The sequence below is a fragment of the Hydrogenophaga borbori genome, from assembly GCF_003417535.1.
Classification (GTDB): Bacteria; Pseudomonadota; Gammaproteobacteria; order Burkholderiales; family Burkholderiaceae_C; genus Hydrogenophaga; species Hydrogenophaga borbori.
This window is the reverse complement of sequence record NZ_QVLS01000007.1, coordinates 92,855-111,767: the sequence shown is the minus strand read 5'-3', so window position 1 is coordinate 111,767 and position 18,913 is coordinate 92,855. Positions and strand designations below refer to the sequence as shown.

Genomic DNA, 18,913 nt, shown 5'->3' with positions numbered 1-18,913 from the left:
CCGCCAGCCGGCTTCAGCGGCCGCGACCGGATCCACCGCCACCGGGGCCGGCCCCTCCGCTGCCCGGACCGGAGCCGCCGCCGGGGCCGGCACCCGATCCCGGACCGCGGCCGGGCGGCGGCGCATCGGGCAAATTGACGCCTTTTTCGCGGGCCCGCGCTTCCATGCGCTCATGGTTCTCCGCGCGAATGCGTTCCCGCTCCTCATTGGTTTGCGCGGCGCGCATCCGGGCGCGGTACTGCTCCCGCTCGGCGGGCGTCATCAACTGATAACCGTAGATGTTTTGATCACGCAAGAGCTCGCGCGTCTGGTCCTGCGTCTGGTCTCGGGTCTGGTCTCGGGTCTGGTCTCGGGTCTGATCCTGGGCCTGAGCACCCGCGCCCAGCAAGGCCGCAGCCAACATCGCTGCCATCGAAAGTTTCTTCATCACGCATCCTCTTCAGTGGTTGTTGAAGCGCTCATGGGTCGATCCCATGCGAGGGCAATGTCGTGCGCAAGAGGGCGGCGTGTTTGTCGCAGCGCAAACTTGCTGCGCACCTGGCGGCCATGGGTGGCTTGCCCGAGAGGCGAACTGTTGATGCGTCAACGCGCGAGCGCGCAGGCTCGGCTCAGCGGGGCTCGTCGTCGCTGTAGTGGCGCCAGGCGCCCATGGCCTGGCGCATGGTCAGCAGCTGACGCTCGAAGTTCGGGCAGGCCTTGCACACGGCCAGATGCAGCCGCAGGGCCCAGCGCTCCAGGCGCGGCAGCTCGCGGTCCTCGCGCGCGATCATGAGCGCGACGGCTTGCTTGCAGGTGCGGCGCAACGGGTAGAGGGGCTTCATGCGGCGTCTCGGCGGGCGAACCAGTTGAGTTCGAGGCACTCGCGCAGGCGCAGGCGGGCCCGGTGCAACTGGACGTACAGGTTGGTCGGCGTGAGCGACAGCTCCTTACAGATCTCCTCGCTGCTCATCTCCAGCCACTCGCGCATCAGGAACAGGCGCCCCTGCGCGGCGGGCAGCTTTTCGGTGCAGGCCTCCAGCACGCTCAGGAACTGGCGGCTGCCCAGGTCCTGCTCGGGGTTGCCCCAGTCGGCCGGGCGCTCGGCGAAGTGGCCACCGGCGTCGAAGGGCAGATGGTCCAGCGGGTCGGCCTGGTCGTCCTCGCCCTGGCCCAGCGCCACCTCGCGCCCCTGGTGGCGCAGCGCGTCGACGATCTTGTGCTTGAGGATGCCCACGAGCCAGGTCCGCAGCTGCGCGCGGCGCTCGAAGGCCTGCGGCTTGGCGATGGCCGCGAGCACGGTCTCGGACACCGCGTCTTCGGCCCAGGCCTCATTGCGCAGCTGCAGGCGCGCGAACTTCATGAGGTAGCCGCGCGACGCGGCCACTTCCTGTTCGAACGTTGGGGACGGCATGGCGCGGCAGTGTAGGTCAAGCCGATGGCGGCGCGCCACGACAGGCGGTGTAAGAACCCACGCGCCGCCGCGACACACACGCACCAGATCGCCTGCACCGAGCCATCGCGCGGTGGGCACTGGGTTTGAGGAGTCCCTCCCATGAACCAACGCCAATTCCTCGCCGCCGCCGCCGGCTCCCTGATGTCGCTGGCCCTGCTCTCCACCCCCGCGCTGGCGCAGAACAGCGGCAAGGAGAAGTGCTACGGCATCGCCAAGGCCGGGCAGAACGACTGCGCCAATCTCGCGGGCACGCACTCCTGCGCGGGCCAGGCCAAGATGGACATGGACAAGGGCGACTGGAAGTACGTGCCCGCGGGCACCTGCAAGCAGATGGGCGGCCTGTCGGCCGACGAGGCCAAGAAGGCCTCGATGAAGAGCTGATCGCGCCAGGCCGCCGCACGCCATGCCGACCGTCCCGACACACGAGGCCGCCGCGCCAGCGCTGGGCATCGGCTGGCGCGCGCCGCACCAGCGCGCGCTGCTCGAGCAGCGGCCCGCGCTCGATTTCATCGAGGTGCACGCGGAGAACTTCTTCGCGCCCCACGCGGCCCTGCGGGCCCCTCTTCTCAAGGCCCGCGAGTCCTACGGCCTGAGCCTGCACGGCGTGGGCCTGTCGCTGGGCTCGGCCGAGGGCATCGACCCCTGGCACCTGGACCGGCTGGCCGAACTCGTGGCCGCCACCGAACCGCGCTTCGTGAGCGAGCACGCCAGCTTCGCGCGCGGCACCTGGAGGGGCCGGGCCGTGCACGCCGCCGACCTGCTGCCCCTGCCCTTCACGCACGCCGCGCTCGCCGTGCTGTGCGCCAACGTGCAGCGCGTGCAGGACCGGCTGCGCCGCCCGATCGCGGTGGAGAACCTCTCGGCCTATGTGCACTGGCCCGAGGCCGACATGACCGAGGCCGACTTTCTCGCGGCCCTGAGCCGGCGCACGGGCTGCCGGCTGCTGGTGGACGTCAACAACCTGGTCGTCAACGCACTCAACGGGCGGCGCGCCGGCCGCGTCGAGGCCGCGCTGCCCGCCGTGCGCGCCTGGCTCGACGCGATACCGCCCGCCTGCGTGGCCGAGCTGCACCTCGCCGGCCACCAAGACCGCGGTGATCTGGTGATCGACGACCACGGCAGCCGCGTGTCCCCGCTGGTGTGGCAGGCGTACCGGCACGCCGTCGCGCGCTTCGGCGCCGTGCCGACACTGATCGAGTGGGACACCGACCTGCCCGCGCTGGCGGTGCTGCTGGACGAAGCCGACCACGCGCGGGCCCTGGCCATCGACGCGCTGAACACGCGCGTCCCGGAGCCCTGCGCATGAACGCCCGGCTCGCCCGTCAGCAGCGCGGCCTGCTCGACGCCCTGCTGCGGGCCCGCCCACCCGGGCCCGCATCCCCCTGGCACGGCCCCGGCCTCGGCGCCTACCGCGCCAACGCGCACGCCCACGCCGAACGCGCCCTGCTCGACGCCTACCCCGTGGTCGCCGCGCTGCTGGGCGAAGAGGCCTTCGCCACGCTCGCGCGCGCCCTGTGGCACCACCACCCGCCCACGCGCGGCGACCTCGGCGAATGGGGTGGCACGCTGGCCGGGTTCATCGCCGAGCAGACCGGCCTCGACCACCTGCCCTACCTGCCCGACGTGGCCCGCCTCGAATGGGCCTTGCATGGCGCCACCCGCGCCGAGGGCGCCCGCGCCGACGCCGCCAGCTTCGCCTGGCTCGAACGCGAACCGCCGGAGCGCCTGCGCCTGCGGTTCGCGCCCGCCACCGCCGTGGTTCTGAGCCGCTGGCCCGTGCTCAGCCTGCTCGACGCCCACCTGCACGGCGAGCCCGACCTCGCCACCGCCGCCCGCCGCCTGCGCGACGGCGTGGCCGAGAACGTGCGCGTCTGGCGCCAGGGCCAGGCCGTGCGGCTCACCCCCCTGGACCCCGCCAGCGCGCGTTTCGAGGCCGCGCTGCTGGCCGGCCACACGCTGGCGCAGGCCCTGGAGGTTGCCCCTCTCGACGCCCTCGGCTGGCTGAGCGAGGCCGTGCGCAGCGGCCTGTGCGTGGGCGTGGCGCCCGCGTCCGAACCCAGCCCCAACACCACCGACGGAGCCCACCCATGAGCACGAACACCTTCAGCCACCGCATCGCCGCCGGCTGGCGGCCCCTGGCCCGTCTGCTCGACGCCGCCCAGCCCCTGGGCGCGCTGCTGGCGCGGCTCTACATCGCCCAGGTCTTCTTCCTCTCGGGCCTGACCAAGGTGCGCGACTGGGACACCACCCTGCTGCTGTTCACCGAGGAATACCACGTGCCCCTGCTGCCACCGGCCCTGGCCGCGCCCCTGGGCACGGCCGGCGAGCTGGCACTGCCGGTGCTGCTGGCCCTGGGCCTGGCCGGGCGCTTCTCCGCGCTGGGGCTGTCGGTCGTCAACGTGGTGGCGGTGCTCAGCCTGAGCGAGATCGCGCCGGCGGCCTTCCAGCAGCACCTCACCTGGGGCGCGCTGCTGGCGGCGCTGGCGCTGTTCGGGCCGGGGCGCTGGTCGCTGGACCACTGGCTGGGGCGTCACGGGCGTTGCTGAGCCCGCCGGCGCGGGGGCCGTACCATCGCGGCCCATGCGCAGCGGCATCACCCGACTCGTTCTCATCGGCGCCGGCCCGGCCCACCGCGAGGTGCTGGCCCGGCTGACGCGGCACCACCCGGCCGACCTGCAGGTCACCCTGCTGGCACCGCCCCCCGCGCCCGTGCACGAACCCCTGGTGCCGGCCGTGGTCGCGGGACGGTACACGGCCGACGCCTGCCGCGTGGGCCTGTCGGGCCTGCTCACCCTGGCCCATGCCCGCTGGGTGCCCGGGCGCTGCCTCGCGCTCGACCTGGAGGGCCGGCGCGTGCATGCCGCGCCGGCCGACGGTGGCGCCGCCCTCGAACTGCCCTTCGACCTGCTGTCGCTGGACACCGCGGCCAGCACCGACCGCGAGGCGCTGGAGCAGCGCCTGCCCGGCGCGCGCGAGCAGGCGCTGGCGCGCTACCCCAGCGAAGCCTTCCTGGGCCTGTGGCCGCGCGTGGTCGACATGGCGCGCGAGCGGCCGCTGTCCATCGCCGTCATCGGCTCGGGCGCGGCCGCCATCGAACTGGTCTTCGCCGCCGCCCAGCGCCTGCGCGCCGAGGGCCTGCCCGGCAGCATCCTCACCCTGCTCACCGACGGCGGCGCGCTGGCCGGCGAGCTGCCGCCCGACGTGGCCTCGCGCGTGCGGCGCGAGCTCAAGCGCCAGCGCATCCACGTGCTCAACGAGCGCTGCACGGGCATCACGGTCGAGGGCGTGCGCCTGGCCAATGGCGCGCTGCTGCGCTGCGACGTGCCCCTGGTGGCCGGTGACGCGCAGGCGCCCGCCTGGCTGCGCGGCACGCCGCTCGCGCTGGCCGAGGGCGGGCAGGTGCGGGTGAACCGCTTCCAACAGAGCACGAGCCACGCGCAGGTCTTCGCCGTGGGCCCCGCCGCGCGCCGCGACGACCACGCCTACCCCGACGCCGCCACCACCTCGGCGCGCGCCGGCGCCACACTGGCGCACAACCTGCTGGCCGCGTTCGAGGGCCAGCCCCTGAAACCGCACTGGCCGGCGCAGCGACCGCTCACGCGGCTGTCCTGCGGCACGGAACGCGCCATCGCCGCCTGGGGGCCGCTGCGCGCGCAAGGCGCCTGGGTGGCGCGCTGGAAGGACCGCGCCGAGCGCCGCGAGACCGCGGCGCCACCCCCACCGGCGGGCGAAACGGCCTCCACGAGGTAGCGCCGCCGCCACGGTCGGCCCGTAAACTGAGGGATCACTGCCCCCTACCGGTACCCACACCGACCGACCATGCGCCAGCGCCCTACCCTTGTTCTTCGACCCACCATCGCCCTGGTGGCCGCCCTGGGCGCCAGCGCCGCGCTCGCGCAGGCGGCCCCCGAACCGGTGCGCACCGTGCACCCCTGGCAGGCCGCGCCCCCGCGGCTGTCGGCCGAGGCCTATTTCACCAACCTCAAGGACGGCGACCGCATCGAGACGCCCTACGTGCTGAAGTTCGGACTCTCGGGCGGCTGGGGCCTGGCGCCCATTGCGCAGAGCGGGCACGGCAAGAGCGGCCACCACCACCTGCTGGTCAACCGCGACCTGCCGCTCAACTTCAAGCAAGCCCTGCCCTTCAACGACCAGTACATCCACTTCGGCAAGGGCCAGATGGAGACCGTGCTGAACCTCGCGCCGGGCGAGTACACGCTGCGCATGCTGCTGGCCGACCAGAAGCACCTGCCGCACTTCGTCTTCAGCAAGCCCGCCAGGATCACCGTCACGCGCAAGACCGGCGCCGACCCGGCCACCCTGCAGAAGAAGGGCCTGGCCCTCGACCTGCCGGACGGCGCCAGTCCGCGCCCGCCCTTCCTGGTGCGCTTTCACGCCTCGCTGCTCAACGTGGCGCAGATGTCGCAGAAGATCCCCGACACCGGCCACTTCAAGCTCACCGTGGCCCCCGCCGGCGGTGGCACGCCCGCCGTGATGGACTTCCGCGACGGGCAGACCGAGGTCTGGCTGGCGCCGCCCGCGGGCGCCTACCAACTCAAGCTCGAAATGCTCGACAACCTCGGCGCCGCCCAACCGCTGGCCGAGGCCGCGGCGGCGCGCATCGAGGTGCGCTGAAGCCAGACCGGGCGGCGGGTTCAGCAGCCGAGCTGCTCCGCCAGGTCCAGCAGGTCGCGCGCGTGGCGCGTATTGGCGGGGTCGGGCGACACGTCCTTCACGTGCGCGGCGCCGAACTCCAGCGGGCGCTCGATGTAGGCCGTGGCCAGGCCGCAGGCGCGCGCGGCGGCCAGGTCGTCCTGGTGCGCGGCCACCATCATGACCTCGGCGGGCGGCAGGTCGAACACCTCGGCCGCGCCCAGGTAGACGCGCGGATCGGGCTTGTAGGCGCGGAACACCTCGGCCGAGAGCACGCAGTCCCAGGGCAGGCCCGCGCGCTTGGCCATGTTGGTGAGCAGACCGATGTTGCCGTTGGAGAGCGAGCAGAGGGTGAAGCGCGCCTTGAGCCGCGTGAGGCCGGGCACGCTGTCGGGCCAGGGGTCCAGCCGGTGCCACACGCGGTTGAGCCGGGCGCGCTGGTCCTCGTCCAGGTGATCGAGCCCGAAGCGCGGCAGGATCTCGTCGAGGATGCCGCGGTGCAGCTCGTCGATGCGCGTCCAGGCCCGCTCGCCGCTGCGCACGCGCTGCATGGCAGGCTGGTAGCCCTCGCGCCAGGCGCGCGCGAAGGCGTCGGCGTCCACCTGCGGGTGAGCGGCCGACAGCTCGCGCACGATGCTGCCGTGCCAGTCGACGACGGTGCCGAAGATGTCGAAGACGAGGATGGACACCTGGGACATGGAAACGCTCCTTCTGCGTTCGGCGATCAGGCCACGCCGTACTGGCGCAGCAACGCCCCCCAGGCCGCGAGCTTGCGCTCGAACGGCCAGCTGGCGTTCGCCGGGCTGGTGGACGGCAGCCGGTGCACCGGCAGGCCGAAGGCGCGCGTGAGCCGCGCGTGGCGGAAACTCTCGCCACCGTTGTGCGCGATGGCGCGCAGTTCGGGGCAGCGGTGGCGCAGCTGCGCGAAGTCGTTCAGCTCGGCCGCGCGGATGGCGGTGTCCAGGCTGCCCTCGCGCTCGCAGCTGGCGTACACGTCCCACACGCCCAGGCCGCGCTCGAGCACGGCCGCCACGCGCAGGTCGTAGCCGGCCTGGGCCAGCGGCAGGCCCCACAGCGCGCCCAGGATCTTCCAGAAGGCGTTCTGCGGGTGCCCGTAGTACTGCTGCGCGCGCAGCGAGGCCACGCCCGGAAAGCTGCCCAGCACCACCAGCCGCGTGCGCGCATCGGCAATGGGGGGCAGGCCGAGCAGGCGCGTCATGCCAGGGCCGCCAGTCGCGGCAGCACGCGCCGCGCGTTCGCGCTCGTGGCCTGCGCGAGCTCGTCCACCGGCACGCCGCGCAGGCCCGCGATCACCGCGCCAATGCGCGGCAGTTCGCGCGGGTGGTTCACGCCCTGGGGCCGGCCGGCCGCGCGCTCGGCGGCCGTGGCGTACAGCCACTGCGGGGGGATGTCGGGCGCGTCGGTCTCCAGCACCAGGGTCTCGAGGGGCAGCTCGCCGGCCAGGCGGCGAATCTGCCGCGCGGTGTCGAAGGTGGACGCACCACCGAAGCCCAGCGCGAAGCCGCGTTCGGTGAAGGCCTGCGCCTGCGCCAGGCTGCCGTTGAAGGCGTGGCCGATGCCGCCGTCCACCGGCAGCTCGCGCAGGCCCTTGAGCAGGGCGTCGGCGCTGCGCCGCACGTGCAGGATCACCGGCAGGCCATGGCGGCGCGCCAGGCGCAGCTGCGCGCGGTAGAAGCGGATCTGGCGCTCGCGCATCGCGGGCTCGGTGAGTTCGGGCACGAAAAAGTCCAGGCCGATCTCGCCCACCGCCACCAGGCGCGGGTCGTCGCGGTGGGCGCGCAGGGCCTCATCCAAGGCGTCCAGGTCGGCCTCGTCCGCGGCCGGCACGCCCATCGGGTGGATGCCCAGCGCGTAGGCGTCACCGAGCCGGTGCGCGAGCTCGCGCACCGTGTCCCAGTTCGAGCGCGCCACGGCAGGGATCACGCAGCGCGCGACGCCGCGCCCGCGCGCCTCGCTGCGCAGGGCAGCGACCTCGGCGGCCGCGAACTCGGGCGCGTCGAGGTGGGCGTGCGTGTCGATCCACAAGGGCGTCATCGTTGCGCGTATAAGCTCGGGCAGGTCATTGTGACCGCAACACCCCAAGCCCCCAGGAGGACCCCCATGACACCCCGCTGGATCGCCACGCTCGCCCTGCCCTTCATCGCCGGCCTGGGCGCCTGCGCCATGCCCGCCGGTCCCGGCGGCGCGCCGCCCCTGGTGGGCACGGAGTGGCGGCTGGAGGACCTGGGCGGCAGCGGCGTGCTCGACCGCGTACCGGCCACGCTGGCCTTTCCCGAGGCGGGTCGTGTGGCGGGCCAGGGCTCCTGCAACCGCTTCTTCGGCAGCTACACCCTGGTGCAGGACCGCATTGCCTTCGGCCAGATGGGCATGACGCGCATGGCCTGCGCGGGCGCGGTGGGCGAGCAGGAGAACCGCTACATGGCAGCGCTGCAGAAGGCCCAGCGCGTGCAGGTGCAAGGCTCGACGCTCACGCTGAGCGTCGAGGGCATGGACAAGCCCCTGCGCTTCGTGCGCACCAGGCCGTGAACGGGCTCAGCCCAATCGGCCGGCGCTGAGGCGCAGCACGCGGCCGCAGCGCGCGGCCAGGCCTTCGTCGTGCGTGACCACCACGAAGGCCGTGCCCTGGTCGCGCGCCAGGTCCATCATCAGCGCGAAGACGCCGTCGGCGGTGGCGCGGTCCAGGTTGCCGGTGGGCTCGTCGGCCAGCACGCAGGCCGGCTGCGTGACCAGGGCGCGCGCGATGGCCACCCGCTGGCGCTCGCCGCCCGACAGCTCGGCCGGCCGGTGCGCCAGGCGCTCGCTCAGGCCCACGCGCGCGAGCGTCGCGCTGGCGCGCTCGGCCGCCTCGGCGCGCGGCAGGCGGCGGATCCACAGCGGCATGGCCACGTTGTCGTGCGCGCTGAACTCGGGCAGCAGGTGGTGGAACTGGTACACGAAGCCCAGGTGCTGGTTGCGCAGCTCGCCCTGGCGCGCCGGGCCCAGGGCCGAGAGCTGCTGGCCCTTGAGGGCCACCGTGCCGGCGCTGGGCGCATCCAGCCCGCCCAACAGGTGCAACAGCGTGCTCTTGCCGGAACCGGAGGCGCCGACGATGGCCACGGTTTCGCCCGCACGCACCTCCAGGTCCACGCCCTGCAGCACGGTGACGTCGAGACGGCCTTCGACAAAGCGCTTGCTCAGGCCGCGCGCCTGAAGGACGACTTCACTCATAACGCAGGGCCTCGGCAGGGTTCACGCGGCTGGCGCGCCAGCTCGGGTACAGCGTGGCCAGGAAGGCCAGCACCAGCGAGATCACCGCCACGGGCACGATGTCGCCGCGCTGCGGGTCGCTGGGCATGCGGCTGATGAGGTAGATGTCCTGCGGCAGGAAGCGCGCGCCCAGCAGGTGCTCCAGCGCGGGCACCAGGGTGTCGATGTTGAAGGCCACGCCCAGGCCCAGCAGCAGGCCCAGGCCGGTGCCGATGAGGCCGACCGCCGCGCCCTGCACCACGAAGATGCCCATGATGCTGCGCGGGCTCGCGCCCAGGGTGCGCAGGATGGCGATGTCCGCGCGCTTGTCGGTCACGGTCATCACCAGGGTGGACACCAGGTTGAACGCGGCCACCGCCACGATCAGCGTGAGGATGATGAACATCATGCGTTTTTCGAGCTGCACGGCCGCGAACCAGGTGCGGTTCTGGCGCGTCCAGTCGCGCACCACCAGGCCCGGCGGCAGATCGGCCGCCATCTTCACCGCCACCTCGCGCGCGGCGTGCAGGTCGCGGATCTTCACGCGCACGCCCGTGGGGCCCTCGACGCGGAAGATGCGCGCGGCGTCGTCCTGGTGCAGCATGGCCAGGGCCGAGTCGTATTCGTAGTGGCCCGAATCGAAGGTGCCCACCACCGTCATGCTGCGCACGCGCGGCACCACGCCGGCCGGCGTCACCTGCCCGCTCGGCGCGATCAGGGTCACCGTGTCGCCCACCACCACGCCCAGGCTGCGCGCCAGCTCGCCACCCAGCACGATGCCGTAGCCGCCAGACGCCAGGCGCGGCAGCACGGTGTCGGCCAGTTCGGCCGCGAGGTCGGTCACCTTGGGCTCCAGCGTGGGGTCGATGCCGCGCACCAGCGCGCCTTTCATGTCCTCGCCGCGGGCGATCAGGGCCTGCGCCCCCACGAAGGGCGCGGCGCCCAGCACCTCGGGCCGCGCCTCGATGGTGGACAGCACCTGGGGCAGGTTGGCAATGGCCTGGCCATTGGCCTCGAACACCTCGATGTGCGAGAGCACGCCCAGCATGCGGTCGCGCACTTCCTTCTGGAAGCCGTTCATGACCGACAGCACGATGATCAGCGCCGCCACGCCGAGCGCGATGCCCAGCATGGACACACCCGAGATGAAGGAGATGAAACCGTTGCGCCGCGTGGCGCGGCCGGCGCGCGTGTAGCGCCAGCCCAGCAGGAGTTCGTAGGGGGTTTGCATTTCTGAGGGCGATTGTGGCATCGCCGACAATCGCACCATGCCCGACGAGCCCCTGGTCCTGGATCCCGCGCACCACTGGCTGGTTCCCTTCGCCGCCCTGGGCGCGGCCATTGAGCCCCCCGCCCTGCCCGCGCTCGACGCCCTGCTCGCCCACCTGCGCGAGGCCGCGCGCGACGGCGACGACGGCCTCAGCCTGAGCCCGCCCCACGAGCGCGCACTGGCGCGCGCCCGTGGTCTGCCGCCGCGCGACGGCGCCCTGCCCTGGGCCGCGCTGGCCAGCGACACACCGCATGCGCCGCAGGCCTGGGTGCACCCCGTGCACCTGCAGGTGGGCATGGACCAGGTGATGCTGCAGCGCGCCGAACAGGCCGGTGGCCTGGGCGCCGACGAATCGCGCGCGCTGTTCGCGGCCTTTGAACCGCTGTGCGCCGAAGACGGCGTGGAACTGCTGTTCGATGAACCCACCCGCTGGCGAGCGCGCGGCGAGCGCCTGCGCGACCTGGCCTGCGCCAGCCTGGACCGCGTCAGCGGCCGCTCGCTGGCCGCCTGGCTGCCGCGCGGCGAACCGGCGCGCTGGCTGCAGCGCCTGCAGAGCGAGGCGCAGATGCTCTTCTACACGCACCGGGTGAACGACGCCCGCGAGGCCGCGCGCCGCCTGCCCATCAACGGCCTGTGGTTCAGCGCGCCCGGCGCGCTGGACGCACACACCCGCCTGCGCCCACCGCCCCAGGTCGACGACAGCCTGCGCGCCGCCGCGCTCGGCGGCGACCTCGAGGCCTGGCGCCGCGCCGCCACGGCACTCGACCACAGCCTCTTCGCTCCCCTGCTCGACCGCGCGCGGCGCGGCGAGCCGCTGGCCCTCACCCTGTGCGGCGAGCGCGCGGCCGTCACGCTGCTGGCCGAACGGCCCGGCCTCGCGCGGCGGCTCGCCCGCGCCGTCGGCCTGCGCCCGCGCGCCAGCGCCCAAGACCTGCTCAAGACCCTATGAAGATCATCACCCGCGACGTACCGCCGCGCGCCGCCTGGGCGCTCGAACAGGCCGGCCTGCACCCGCTGCTGGCGCGCCTGTTCGCCGCGCGCGGCGTCACCACCTCCGACGAACTCGACGACGGGCTCGCGCGCCTGCTCCCCCCCGACACCCTGCTGGGCGCGCGCGAGGCCGCCCGCCAGCTCGCCGACGCCATGGCGGCGAAACGGCGCCTGTGCATCGTGGCCGACTACGACTGCGACGGCGCCACCGCCTGCGCGGTGGGCGTGCGCGGCCTCAGGCTGCTGGGCGCGCCCTTGGGCTTCGACAGCGTGCACTACCTGGTGCCCGACCGCGTGGTCGACGGCTACGGACTCACCCCCGCCATCGCGCGGCGCGTCAAGGACAGCGGTGCCGAGCTGCTGATCACCGTGGACAACGGCATCGCCAGCGTCGACGGCGTGCGTGTCGCGCGCGAACTGGGCCTGCAGGTGATCGTGACCGACCACCACCTGCCGGGCCCGCAGCTGCCGGCCGACTGCGTGATCGTCAACCCCAACCAGCCCGGCTGCGCCTTCGACAGCAAGAGCATCGCCGGCGTGGGCGTGATGTTCTACGTGCTGCTCGCGCTGCGCGCCGAGCTGCGCGAACGCGGGGTGTTTGATGCCAAGAACCAGCCGCGCATCGACGCCCTGCTGCCCCTGGTGGCCCTGGGCACCGTGGCCGACGTGGTGAAGCTCGACGGCAACAACCGCCGCCTCGTCGGCCAGGGACTCAAACGCGTGCGCGCGGGCGCCCTGCCGGCCGGCATGGACGCGCTGTTCGCGGCAGCGGGCCGGCGCCTCGACACCGCGAGCAGCTTCGACTTCGGCTTCGCGCTCGGCCCGCGCCTGAACGCGGCCGGCCGCCTGTCCGACATGACGCTGGGCATCGAATGCCTGCTGACCGACGACAAGGCCCGCGCCGAGGAACTCGCGCGCACCCTGGACGGCATCAACCGCGAGCGCAAGGCCATCGAGGGCGAGATGCGCGAGCAGGCGCTGGAGATGGCCGAGGCCCTGTTCGACGAGGGCGAGGAGCCGCCACCGGCCCTGGTGCTGTTCGACCCGGACTTCCACGAGGGTGTGGTGGGCATCGTGGCCTCGCGCCTGAAGGACAAGCTGCACCGGCCGACCTTCGTCTTCGCCGCGAGCGCGGCGCCGGGCAAGGAACACGAGCTCAAGGGTTCGGGCCGCTCGATCCCCGGCTTTCACCTGCGCGACGCGCTGGACCTGGTGGCCAAGCGCCACCCGGGCGTGCTGCTGCGCTTTGGCGGCCACGCCATGGCCGCGGGCTGCACCGTCGCCGAAGAGCACCTGGACGTGTTCGAGCAGGCCCTGCAGCAGGTGGCGCACGAGTGGCTGGACGCCGCCACGCTGCAGCGCCGCCTGGAGGCCGACGGCGCCCTGGACCGGCAATACCGTCGGCCCGACCTGGTCGAGGTGCTGCAAGGCCAGGTCTGGGGCCAGGGCTTCGCGCCACCGGTGTTCTGCGAGGAACTGCGGGTGGTGAGCCAGCGCATCGTCGGCGAGAAGCACCTGGCGCTCAAGCTGCAGCACCAGGGCGATGCGGTGGACGGCATCTGGTTCGGGCGCACCGAGCCGCTGCCCGAGCGGGTGAAGCTCGCCTTCCGGCTGGAACTGGACGACTGGCAGGGCCAGCGTCGGGTGCGGTTTCTGGTGGAAGCCGCCGACATCTGAACCCGCGCGCCGCGCGGGCGGGCCTCAGCCCATCAGGGCTTCGCGCACCGCCGCCAGTTGGCGGCGCGACACCGCCAGCCGCTCCTCGACCCCGTCGAGCCGCACGGTCCAGCCTTCGCCCTCGACCGGGTCGCTGTGCTTTTCCACCGCCCGCACCGCCCGCCGCGACACCAGGGCGTTGCGGTGCACGCGCACGAAGAGGTGGGAGTAGCGCGCCTCCAGGTCGCTCAGCGCGCCGTCGTAGATGTGCTCCTTCTCCGCCGTGCGCACGGTGATGTACTTCAGCTCGGCCTTCAGGTAGATGATGTCCGACAGCGCCACGCGCTCGCTGCGCCCGCGCTCCTGGATGATCAGCGCCTCCGGCGGACCGGAATCGCCGCTGCCCTCCTTGCCCGCGCGCACCTTCACCACCTTCTGCAGCGCCTGCTGCAGCCGCTCGCGGCGCACCGGCTTGGTCAGGTAATCCACCGCCTCCACCTCGAAGGCGCTCACCGCGTGTTCCGGGTAGGCCGTCACGAACACGATCGAGGGCGGCGCGGCCATCTGGCGCAGGGTGTTGGCCAGGGTGATGCCATCCACCCCCGGCATGTGCACGTCCAGCAGCACCAGCTCGCAATGGGTGCGCTGGATCATGTCCATCGCCTGCACCGCGTTGCCGGCCTCGCCCACCACGTCGGTGCGCGGCTCCGTGCACTCGGCCAGCAGGGTGCGCATGCGCGATCGCGCCAGGGCTTCATCGTCGACGATCAGAACCTTCAGTGCCATGTCTTGCTCCGTGGTCGGTCTTTTGCCATGTCGCGCTTATACCGGGATTTCGAGGCGCACCTGGAAAACGCCGTTGACCAGCGCGCTCTGGAAGCGCCCCTGCACATCATGCAACAAGGTCAGCCGCTGCCGCACGTTGTCCAGTGCCAGGCCATTGCCGCGCTTGCCGCTGCCCGCCGGCACGGTGTTGGTGACCTTGATCACCACCACCCCGCCCCGGCGCTGCGTGCTGATGCGCACCGTGGCACCGGTGGGGCTGGGCTCCACGCCGTGCTTGACGGCATTCTCCACCAGCGGCTGCAGGATCAGGGGCGGCAGGCGGGCCTTGGACGCCGCTTCGTCGATCGCCCATTCCACCTGCAGGCGATCGCCGAAGCGCACCTGCTCGATGGCCAGGTAGTGCTCGGCCAGCTCCAGCTCCTGCCACAGCGGCACGGCCTCCTTCGGATCGGCCAGGGCGTGGCGGAACAGCTCGCTCAGGTCCTCCAGCAGGCTCTCGGCCTTGGCCGGTTCTTCGCGCACCAGGGCAATGGCGCTGTTGAGCGTGTTGAACAGAAAGTGCGGACGGATGCGCGCCTGCAGCTCGGCCAGCCGGGCCGTGGTGCCCGCCGGCATGCGCGCCTTGGCCCGCCACACGAGCCCGGCCACCAGCACCGCCGCCACCAGCGCCCCGGCCGCCGCCGAGGCCAGCCACAGCTGCTGCGTGAGAACACCCAGCCAGACCACCAATGCGCAGCCGTACAGGCCCGCCAGCGCCCCCAGCGAGACGCCCACGGCCCACTGCCAGTGCGAGGCCAGGCGGCCCAGCTGGCGCTTGAGCGCGCAGATGGCCAGCAACCAGGCCAGCACGGCGGGCAGCGCGGCGCCGGTGTAGATGGCCAGCGAGGCGCCCCAGGTGACGAAACTGGTGGCGGTGAACAGCGCCGCCACGGCCACCACGGCCTGCACGAACAGCACCGCGCGCAGCACCACGCCGACCTGGCAGGTGTCGAACACCTGCACGCGGGCCCGCACGTGCTCGGGCATCTCGGTGAGCGGGCGCGCCCCGGCCGCGTGGGGCAGTTCCTGGAAGGTCGATAAAATCCGCGAATCTTTCATGGGAAGCGATGCCGTTTTCCATTCGGTCGGCCGCCCAGGCCCGCGCTTGGTTGCCCAGGCGCTCTCACACTCCCCCGTCCAGCCGCTGACAACACCATGTCATCCAACCAACTCGACAAGAAATCCGAAGCCTGGTCCGCCCTATTCTCGGAGCCGATGAGCGAGTTGGTCAAACGATACACCGCCAGCGTTTTCTTCGACAAGCGACTGTGGCAGGCCGACATCGCGGGCAGTCTCGCACACGCCGAGATGCTGGCGGCGCAAGGCATCATCGGCCCGTCGGACCACGCCGACATCCAGCGCGGCATGGCGCAGATCACGCAGGAGATCGAGAGCGGCGCCTTCGAGTGGAAGCTCGACCTGGAGGACGTGCACCTCAACATCGAGGCGCGCCTGACGCAGCTGGTGGGCGACGCGGGCAAGCGACTGCACACCGGCCGCAGCCGCAACGACCAGGTGGCCACCGACGTGCGCCTGTGGCTGCGCGGCGAGATCGACCTCATCGGCGGCCTGCTCACCGAGCTGCAGCGCGCGCTCGTGGAAGTGGCCGAGAAGAACGTCGAGGTGATCCTGCCCGGCTTCACGCACCTGCAGGTGGCCCAGCCCGTGAGCTTCGCGCACCACCTGCTGGCCTACGTGGAGATGTTCTCGCGCGACGCCGAGCGCTTCGCCGACGTGCGCCGCCGCACCAACCGCCTGCCGCTGGGCAGCGCCGCCCTGGCCGGCACCACCTACCCGCTGGACCGCGAGCGCGTGGCCCGCACCTTGGGCATGGTCGACGAGCACGGGGCACCCGCGGTGTGCCAGAACAGTCTGGACGGCGTGAGCGACCGCGACTTCGCCATCGAGTTCACGGCCGCGGCCTCGCTGTGCATGGTGCACATCAGCCGCCTGAGCGAAGAACTGATCCTGTGGATGAGCCAGAACTTCGGCTTCGTGAAGATCGCCGACCGCTTCACCACCGGCTCGTCCATCATGCCGCAGAAGAAGAACCCCGACGTGCCCGAGCTGGCGCGCGGCAAGACCGGGCGCGTGGTGGGCCACCTCATGGGGCTCATCACCCTCATGAAGGGCCAGCCCCTGGCGTACAACAAGGACAACCAGGAAGACAAGGAGCCGCTGTTCGATACGGTGGACACGCTCACCGACACGCTGCGCATCTTCGCGGAGATGGTGGGCGGCCAGTTGAACCCGGCCACGGGCGCCAAGGAAGGCGGCCTCACGGTGAACGCCCCCGCCATGGAGGCCGCCGCGCAGAAGGGCTACGCCACCGCCACCGACCTGGCCGACTACCTGGTCAAGAAGGGCCTGCCCTTCCGCGACGCGCACGAGACCGTGGCGCACGCGGTGAAGGCCGCCACCTCGCACAACTGCGACCTCTCCGAGCTGCCGCTCACCGTGCTGCAGGGCTTTCACCCCAGCATCGAAAAGGACGTGTACGAGGTGCTGAGCCTGCGCGGCTCGCTCTCGGCGCGCCACACACTGGGCGGCACCGCGCCGGCCCAGGTGCGCGCGCAGATCGCGCGCCACCGCGCCCGACTGGGCTGAGGCCGCTGCCCGGCGCCACGGCATGCTCGAGCCCATCGACCTCGGCACGCTGCGCGTGGTCATCGCCGCCGCCGACCTCGGCTCCATCAGCGCCGCCAGCGAGCGCCTGCAACTGGCGGTGGCCGCCGCCAGCTCGCGCATCAGCGCGCTGGAGGACTCGCTGGGTTTCCGCATCTTCGAGCGCTCCTCGCGCGGCGTGCAGCTCACGCCCGCGGGCCAGATGCTGGTGCAGCGCAGCCGCGCCCTGCTGACCGACGCCGACCGGCTGGCCCAGCACCTCAAAGGCTACAGCCAGGGCCTGCAAGGCCAGGTGCGCGTGCTGGCCAATACCTCGGCCCTGCTGGAGGTGCTGCCGCAGCGCCTGCAGCGCTTCCTGTCCAGCCACCCGCTGATCCGCGTGGACATCGAGGAGCGCGGCAGCCCCGAGATCCCGCTGGCCCTGATCGAAGGCCGCGCCGACTTCGGCGTGGTCGACCTGCCGGTGCCCCCAGCCGGCCTGGCCTTCACGCCCTTCTTCAGCGACACCCTGGTGCTGCTCACGCCGCGCTCGCACCGTCTGGCGGGCCGCCAGAAGCTGCGCCTGGCCGAGGCACTGGACGAGCCTTTCATCACCCTGAGCGACGGCACCGCCCTGTCCAACCGCCTGCTCGCTTCGGCCACCGACGCCGGCCAGCCGCTGAACGTGCGCATGCGCATGCGCGGCTTCGACGCCGTCTGCCGCATGGTGGCCGCCGGCCTGGGCGTGGGCGTGCTGCCGCTGGAAGCCGTGGCGCCGCAACTGGCCCACCTGCCGCTGGCGGCCGTGCCGCTGAGCGACGCCTGGGCCCGGCGCACGCACAGCATCGCCACCCGCACCGACGCGCCGCTGGCCCCGGCGGCGGCCACGCTGGTGCGCGCGCTCCTGCGCTGAGCGCCCGCGCGGGCTTCCACGGACCCTTCGGCTTTCGCCAAACGCGAAAGCGGCCTCACGCGCAGGCCATTGCCGCACGCCGGCGCCCCTTCCTACACTGCCCGCGAACCGCAACCCACACACGCCGCCGCCCCCCGGCGGCGCAGGAGACAAGATGAAGATCGCCCGCGTCTGGGCCACGCCGCTGAACCTGCCCGTCACCGTGCCGGCCAGCGGCGGCACCAAGACCACCAGCCTGTCCGTCTGCCTGGTGTCCATCGAGACCGATACCGGCCTGGTCGGCACCGGCATGACCGCCATCACCGAAGAAGAGGTGATCGGCAGCATCGTCAATGACATCGCTGCCCACCACCTGGTGGGCCTGGACCCGATGCGCCACGAGCAGATCTGGGAGCGCCTGTACTGGCTGCTCACGCCGCGCGGGCAATCGGGCTACGCCAGCCACGCCATCGCCGCCATCGACCTCGCGCTCTGGGACATCAAAGGCCAGGCCCTGGGCGAGCCCTGCTGGCGCCTGCTGGGCGGCGCGCGCGCCGAGGTGCCCGTGTACGCCACCTTCGGCTTCGCCTTCTTCGAGCGCGACGAGCTCGCCGCCGCCGCCAAGGACTGGGTGGCGCGTGGCTTCACCCGCCTGAAGATGACCGTGGGCCACCACGCGCTGGCGCGCCGCGACGAGCCGCGCCCGCTGGACGCGGTGATCGCCGAGGACGTGCAACGCATCCGCGCCGTGCGCGAGGCCGTGGGCTCCGACGTGCAGATCTACATCGACGCCAACTGCAGCCTGGACTACTTCCACGCCCTGAAGCTGGCCAAGCAGGTCGAGCCCTACGACATCAGCTTCTTCGAGGAGCCGGTGACGCACAACGACATCCCGAACCTGCAGAAGCTGCGCGCCAAGACCAGCATCCCCCTGGCGGCCGGCCAGAACGAGGGCCTGGCCACGCGCTTTCGCGACCTGCTGGTGGCGCAGGCCGTGGACGTGGTGCAGCCCAACGCCTGCATCAGCGGCGGCTTCACGCAGTGCGGCCGCATCGCCGGCATGGCGGCCGCGTTCAACACGCGCTTCGCCAACGGCGGCGCCTGGCCGCACCACAACATGCACCTGCACGCGGGCCTGGCCAACGGCTCGCTGGTTGAGTACCACTCGGTGGCCGTCCAGTGCTGCGAGCTGGTCTTCGACGACCTGCCCAAGCCCGAGCGTGGCGTGCTGCGCCTGCCCGAGGCACCGGGCCTGGGCTTCAAGCCCCACCCCGATCGCCTGGCGGAACTCGCCAAGCGGCCCGGCTCGCGCGGCGCCGGCAAGGCCTGAACGATTTTCCCCGCG

The 18,913-nt window shown here is 72.5% G+C and carries 22 protein-coding genes; 12 read left to right on the top strand and 10 right to left on the bottom strand.

Translation table 11 applies throughout. The annotated features are described in order from the left end of the window. Nucleotides 1-13 precede the first annotated feature (13 nt). From DY262_RS12845 to DY262_RS12835, 3 genes are all read right to left on the bottom strand, one after another. A complete protein-coding gene (locus DY262_RS12845; RefSeq protein ID WP_116959458.1) occupies nt 14-427 on the bottom strand; it encodes a hypothetical protein in 414 nt (137 codons plus the stop codon). A 181-nt stretch (nt 428-608) separates the two neighbouring features. Further along, nucleotides 609-821, bottom strand: a complete 213-nt coding sequence (locus DY262_RS12840) for a zf-HC2 domain-containing protein (protein ID WP_116959457.1) — start codon at nt 819-821, stop codon at nt 609-611. Further along, entirely contained in the window at nt 818-1,390 is a 573-nt protein-coding gene (locus tag DY262_RS12835) for a sigma-70 family RNA polymerase sigma factor (RefSeq protein WP_116959456.1), read from the bottom strand. Before DY262_RS12835 ends, DY262_RS12840 begins: the two co-directional genes overlap by 4 nt. Nucleotides 1,391-1,531: 141 nt before the next feature. Between DY262_RS12835 and DY262_RS12830 the strand changes: the two genes are divergently transcribed. The 6 genes from DY262_RS12830 (at nt 1,532) to DY262_RS12805 (ending at nt 6,067) form a co-directional block, all read left to right on the top strand. Next, a complete protein-coding gene (locus DY262_RS12830; RefSeq protein ID WP_116959455.1) occupies nt 1,532-1,813 on the top strand; it encodes a BufA1 family periplasmic bufferin-type metallophore in 282 nt (93 codons plus the stop codon). A gap of 22 nt (nt 1,814-1,835) precedes the next feature. Then, nucleotides 1,836-2,738 (top strand): MbnB/TglH/ChrH family RiPP precursor modification enzyme, encoded by a 903-nt coding sequence (locus DY262_RS12825; protein WP_116959454.1) that lies wholly within the window; start codon nt 1,836-1,838, stop codon nt 2,736-2,738. Next, nucleotides 2,735-3,523: an HvfC/BufC N-terminal domain-containing protein gene (locus tag DY262_RS12820; protein ID WP_116959453.1), complete on the top strand. Its 789-nt coding sequence runs from the start codon at nt 2,735-2,737 to the stop codon at nt 3,521-3,523. Before DY262_RS12825 ends, DY262_RS12820 begins: the two co-directional genes overlap by 4 nt. Continuing rightward, nucleotides 3,520-3,978, top strand: coding sequence for a DoxX family protein (locus DY262_RS12815; RefSeq protein ID WP_116959452.1), 459 nt, complete (start codon nt 3,520-3,522; stop codon nt 3,976-3,978). The genes DY262_RS12820 and DY262_RS12815 overlap by 4 nt, the downstream gene beginning before the upstream one ends. Before the next feature lie 34 nt (nt 3,979-4,012). Beyond that, complete coding sequence (locus tag DY262_RS12810; protein WP_116959451.1) at nt 4,013-5,182, top strand: NAD(P)/FAD-dependent oxidoreductase; 1,170 nt, start codon at nt 4,013-4,015, stop codon at nt 5,180-5,182. Between the two features lie 69 nt (nt 5,183-5,251). Beyond that, a complete protein-coding gene (locus tag DY262_RS12805; RefSeq protein WP_116959450.1) occupies nt 5,252-6,067 on the top strand; it encodes a DUF4399 domain-containing protein in 816 nt (271 codons plus the stop codon). Between the two features lie 20 nt (nt 6,068-6,087). Here the strand turns inward: DY262_RS12805 and DY262_RS12800 are convergent, their stop codons facing one another. From DY262_RS12800 to DY262_RS12790, 3 genes are read right to left on the bottom strand one after another with little or no spacing between them, the layout of a single operon-like run. After that, entirely contained in the window at nt 6,088-6,783 is a 696-nt protein-coding gene (locus tag DY262_RS12800) for a haloacid dehalogenase type II (RefSeq protein ID WP_116959449.1), read from the bottom strand. A 26-nt stretch (nt 6,784-6,809) separates the two neighbouring features. Next, nucleotides 6,810-7,304, bottom strand: a complete 495-nt coding sequence (locus tag DY262_RS12795; RefSeq protein ID WP_116959448.1) for a DNA-deoxyinosine glycosylase — start codon at nt 7,302-7,304, stop codon at nt 6,810-6,812. Next, nucleotides 7,301-8,140, bottom strand: a complete 840-nt coding sequence (locus DY262_RS12790; RefSeq protein WP_116959447.1) for a TatD family hydrolase — start codon at nt 8,138-8,140, stop codon at nt 7,301-7,303. The genes DY262_RS12795 and DY262_RS12790 overlap by 4 nt, the downstream gene beginning before the upstream one ends. 66 nt (nt 8,141-8,206) lie before the next feature. Here DY262_RS12790 and DY262_RS12785 point away from each other — a divergent pair, with 66 nt between their 5' ends. Next, nucleotides 8,207-8,632, top strand: a complete 426-nt coding sequence (locus DY262_RS12785; RefSeq protein WP_116959446.1) for an META domain-containing protein — start codon at nt 8,207-8,209, stop codon at nt 8,630-8,632. 6 nt (nt 8,633-8,638) lie between these two features. Here DY262_RS12785 and lolD read toward each other — a convergent pair whose 3' ends face one another. Then, nucleotides 8,639-9,313, bottom strand: coding sequence for a lipoprotein-releasing ABC transporter ATP-binding protein LolD (gene lolD, locus DY262_RS12780; protein ID WP_116959445.1), 675 nt, complete (start codon nt 9,311-9,313; stop codon nt 8,639-8,641). Further along, on the bottom strand, nt 9,306-10,562 hold the full coding sequence (locus tag DY262_RS12775) for a lipoprotein-releasing ABC transporter permease subunit (RefSeq protein ID WP_116959444.1): 1,257 nt from the start codon (nt 10,560-10,562) through the stop codon (nt 9,306-9,308). The genes lolD and DY262_RS12775 overlap by 8 nt, the downstream gene beginning before the upstream one ends. Nucleotides 10,563-10,599: 37 nt before the next feature. Here DY262_RS12775 and DY262_RS12770 point away from each other — a divergent pair, with 37 nt between their 5' ends. After that, complete coding sequence (locus DY262_RS12770; protein ID WP_116959443.1) at nt 10,600-11,550, top strand: phosphoglycerate mutase; 951 nt, start codon at nt 10,600-10,602, stop codon at nt 11,548-11,550. Further along, a complete protein-coding gene (gene recJ, locus DY262_RS12765) occupies nt 11,547-13,268 on the top strand; it encodes a single-stranded-DNA-specific exonuclease RecJ (RefSeq protein WP_116959442.1) in 1,722 nt (573 codons plus the stop codon). The genes DY262_RS12770 and recJ overlap by 4 nt, the downstream gene beginning before the upstream one ends. 24 nt (nt 13,269-13,292) lie before the next feature. Here recJ and DY262_RS12760 read toward each other — a convergent pair whose 3' ends face one another. Both DY262_RS12760 and DY262_RS12755 read right to left on the bottom strand, forming a co-directional pair. Continuing rightward, nucleotides 13,293-14,033 (bottom strand): LytR/AlgR family response regulator transcription factor, encoded by a 741-nt coding sequence (locus tag DY262_RS12760; protein WP_070397404.1) that lies wholly within the window; start codon nt 14,031-14,033, stop codon nt 13,293-13,295. 36 nt (nt 14,034-14,069) lie between these two features. Next, nucleotides 14,070-15,131 carry a sensor histidine kinase gene (locus tag DY262_RS12755; RefSeq protein WP_116959441.1) on the bottom strand — a complete coding sequence of 354 codons (1,062 nt, stop codon included), beginning with the start codon at nt 15,129-15,131 and terminating at the stop codon, nt 14,070-14,072. Between the two features lie 96 nt (nt 15,132-15,227). Between DY262_RS12755 and argH the strand changes: the two genes are divergently transcribed. From argH to DY262_RS12740, 3 genes are all read left to right on the top strand, one after another. Further along, nucleotides 15,228-16,679: an argininosuccinate lyase gene (gene argH, locus DY262_RS12750; protein ID WP_116959440.1), complete on the top strand. Its 1,452-nt coding sequence runs from the start codon at nt 15,228-15,230 to the stop codon at nt 16,677-16,679. A 22-nt stretch (nt 16,680-16,701) separates the two neighbouring features. Next, nucleotides 16,702-17,589, top strand: a complete 888-nt coding sequence (locus DY262_RS12745; protein ID WP_116959439.1) for a LysR substrate-binding domain-containing protein — start codon at nt 16,702-16,704, stop codon at nt 17,587-17,589. A 154-nt stretch (nt 17,590-17,743) separates the two neighbouring features. Then, the gene (locus tag DY262_RS12740; protein ID WP_116959438.1) at nt 17,744-18,898 is read left to right on the top strand and encodes a mandelate racemase/muconate lactonizing enzyme family protein; all 1,155 of its coding nucleotides are present in this window, start codon (nt 17,744-17,746) and stop codon (nt 18,896-18,898) included. Nucleotides 18,899-18,913: the final 15 nt, after the last annotated feature.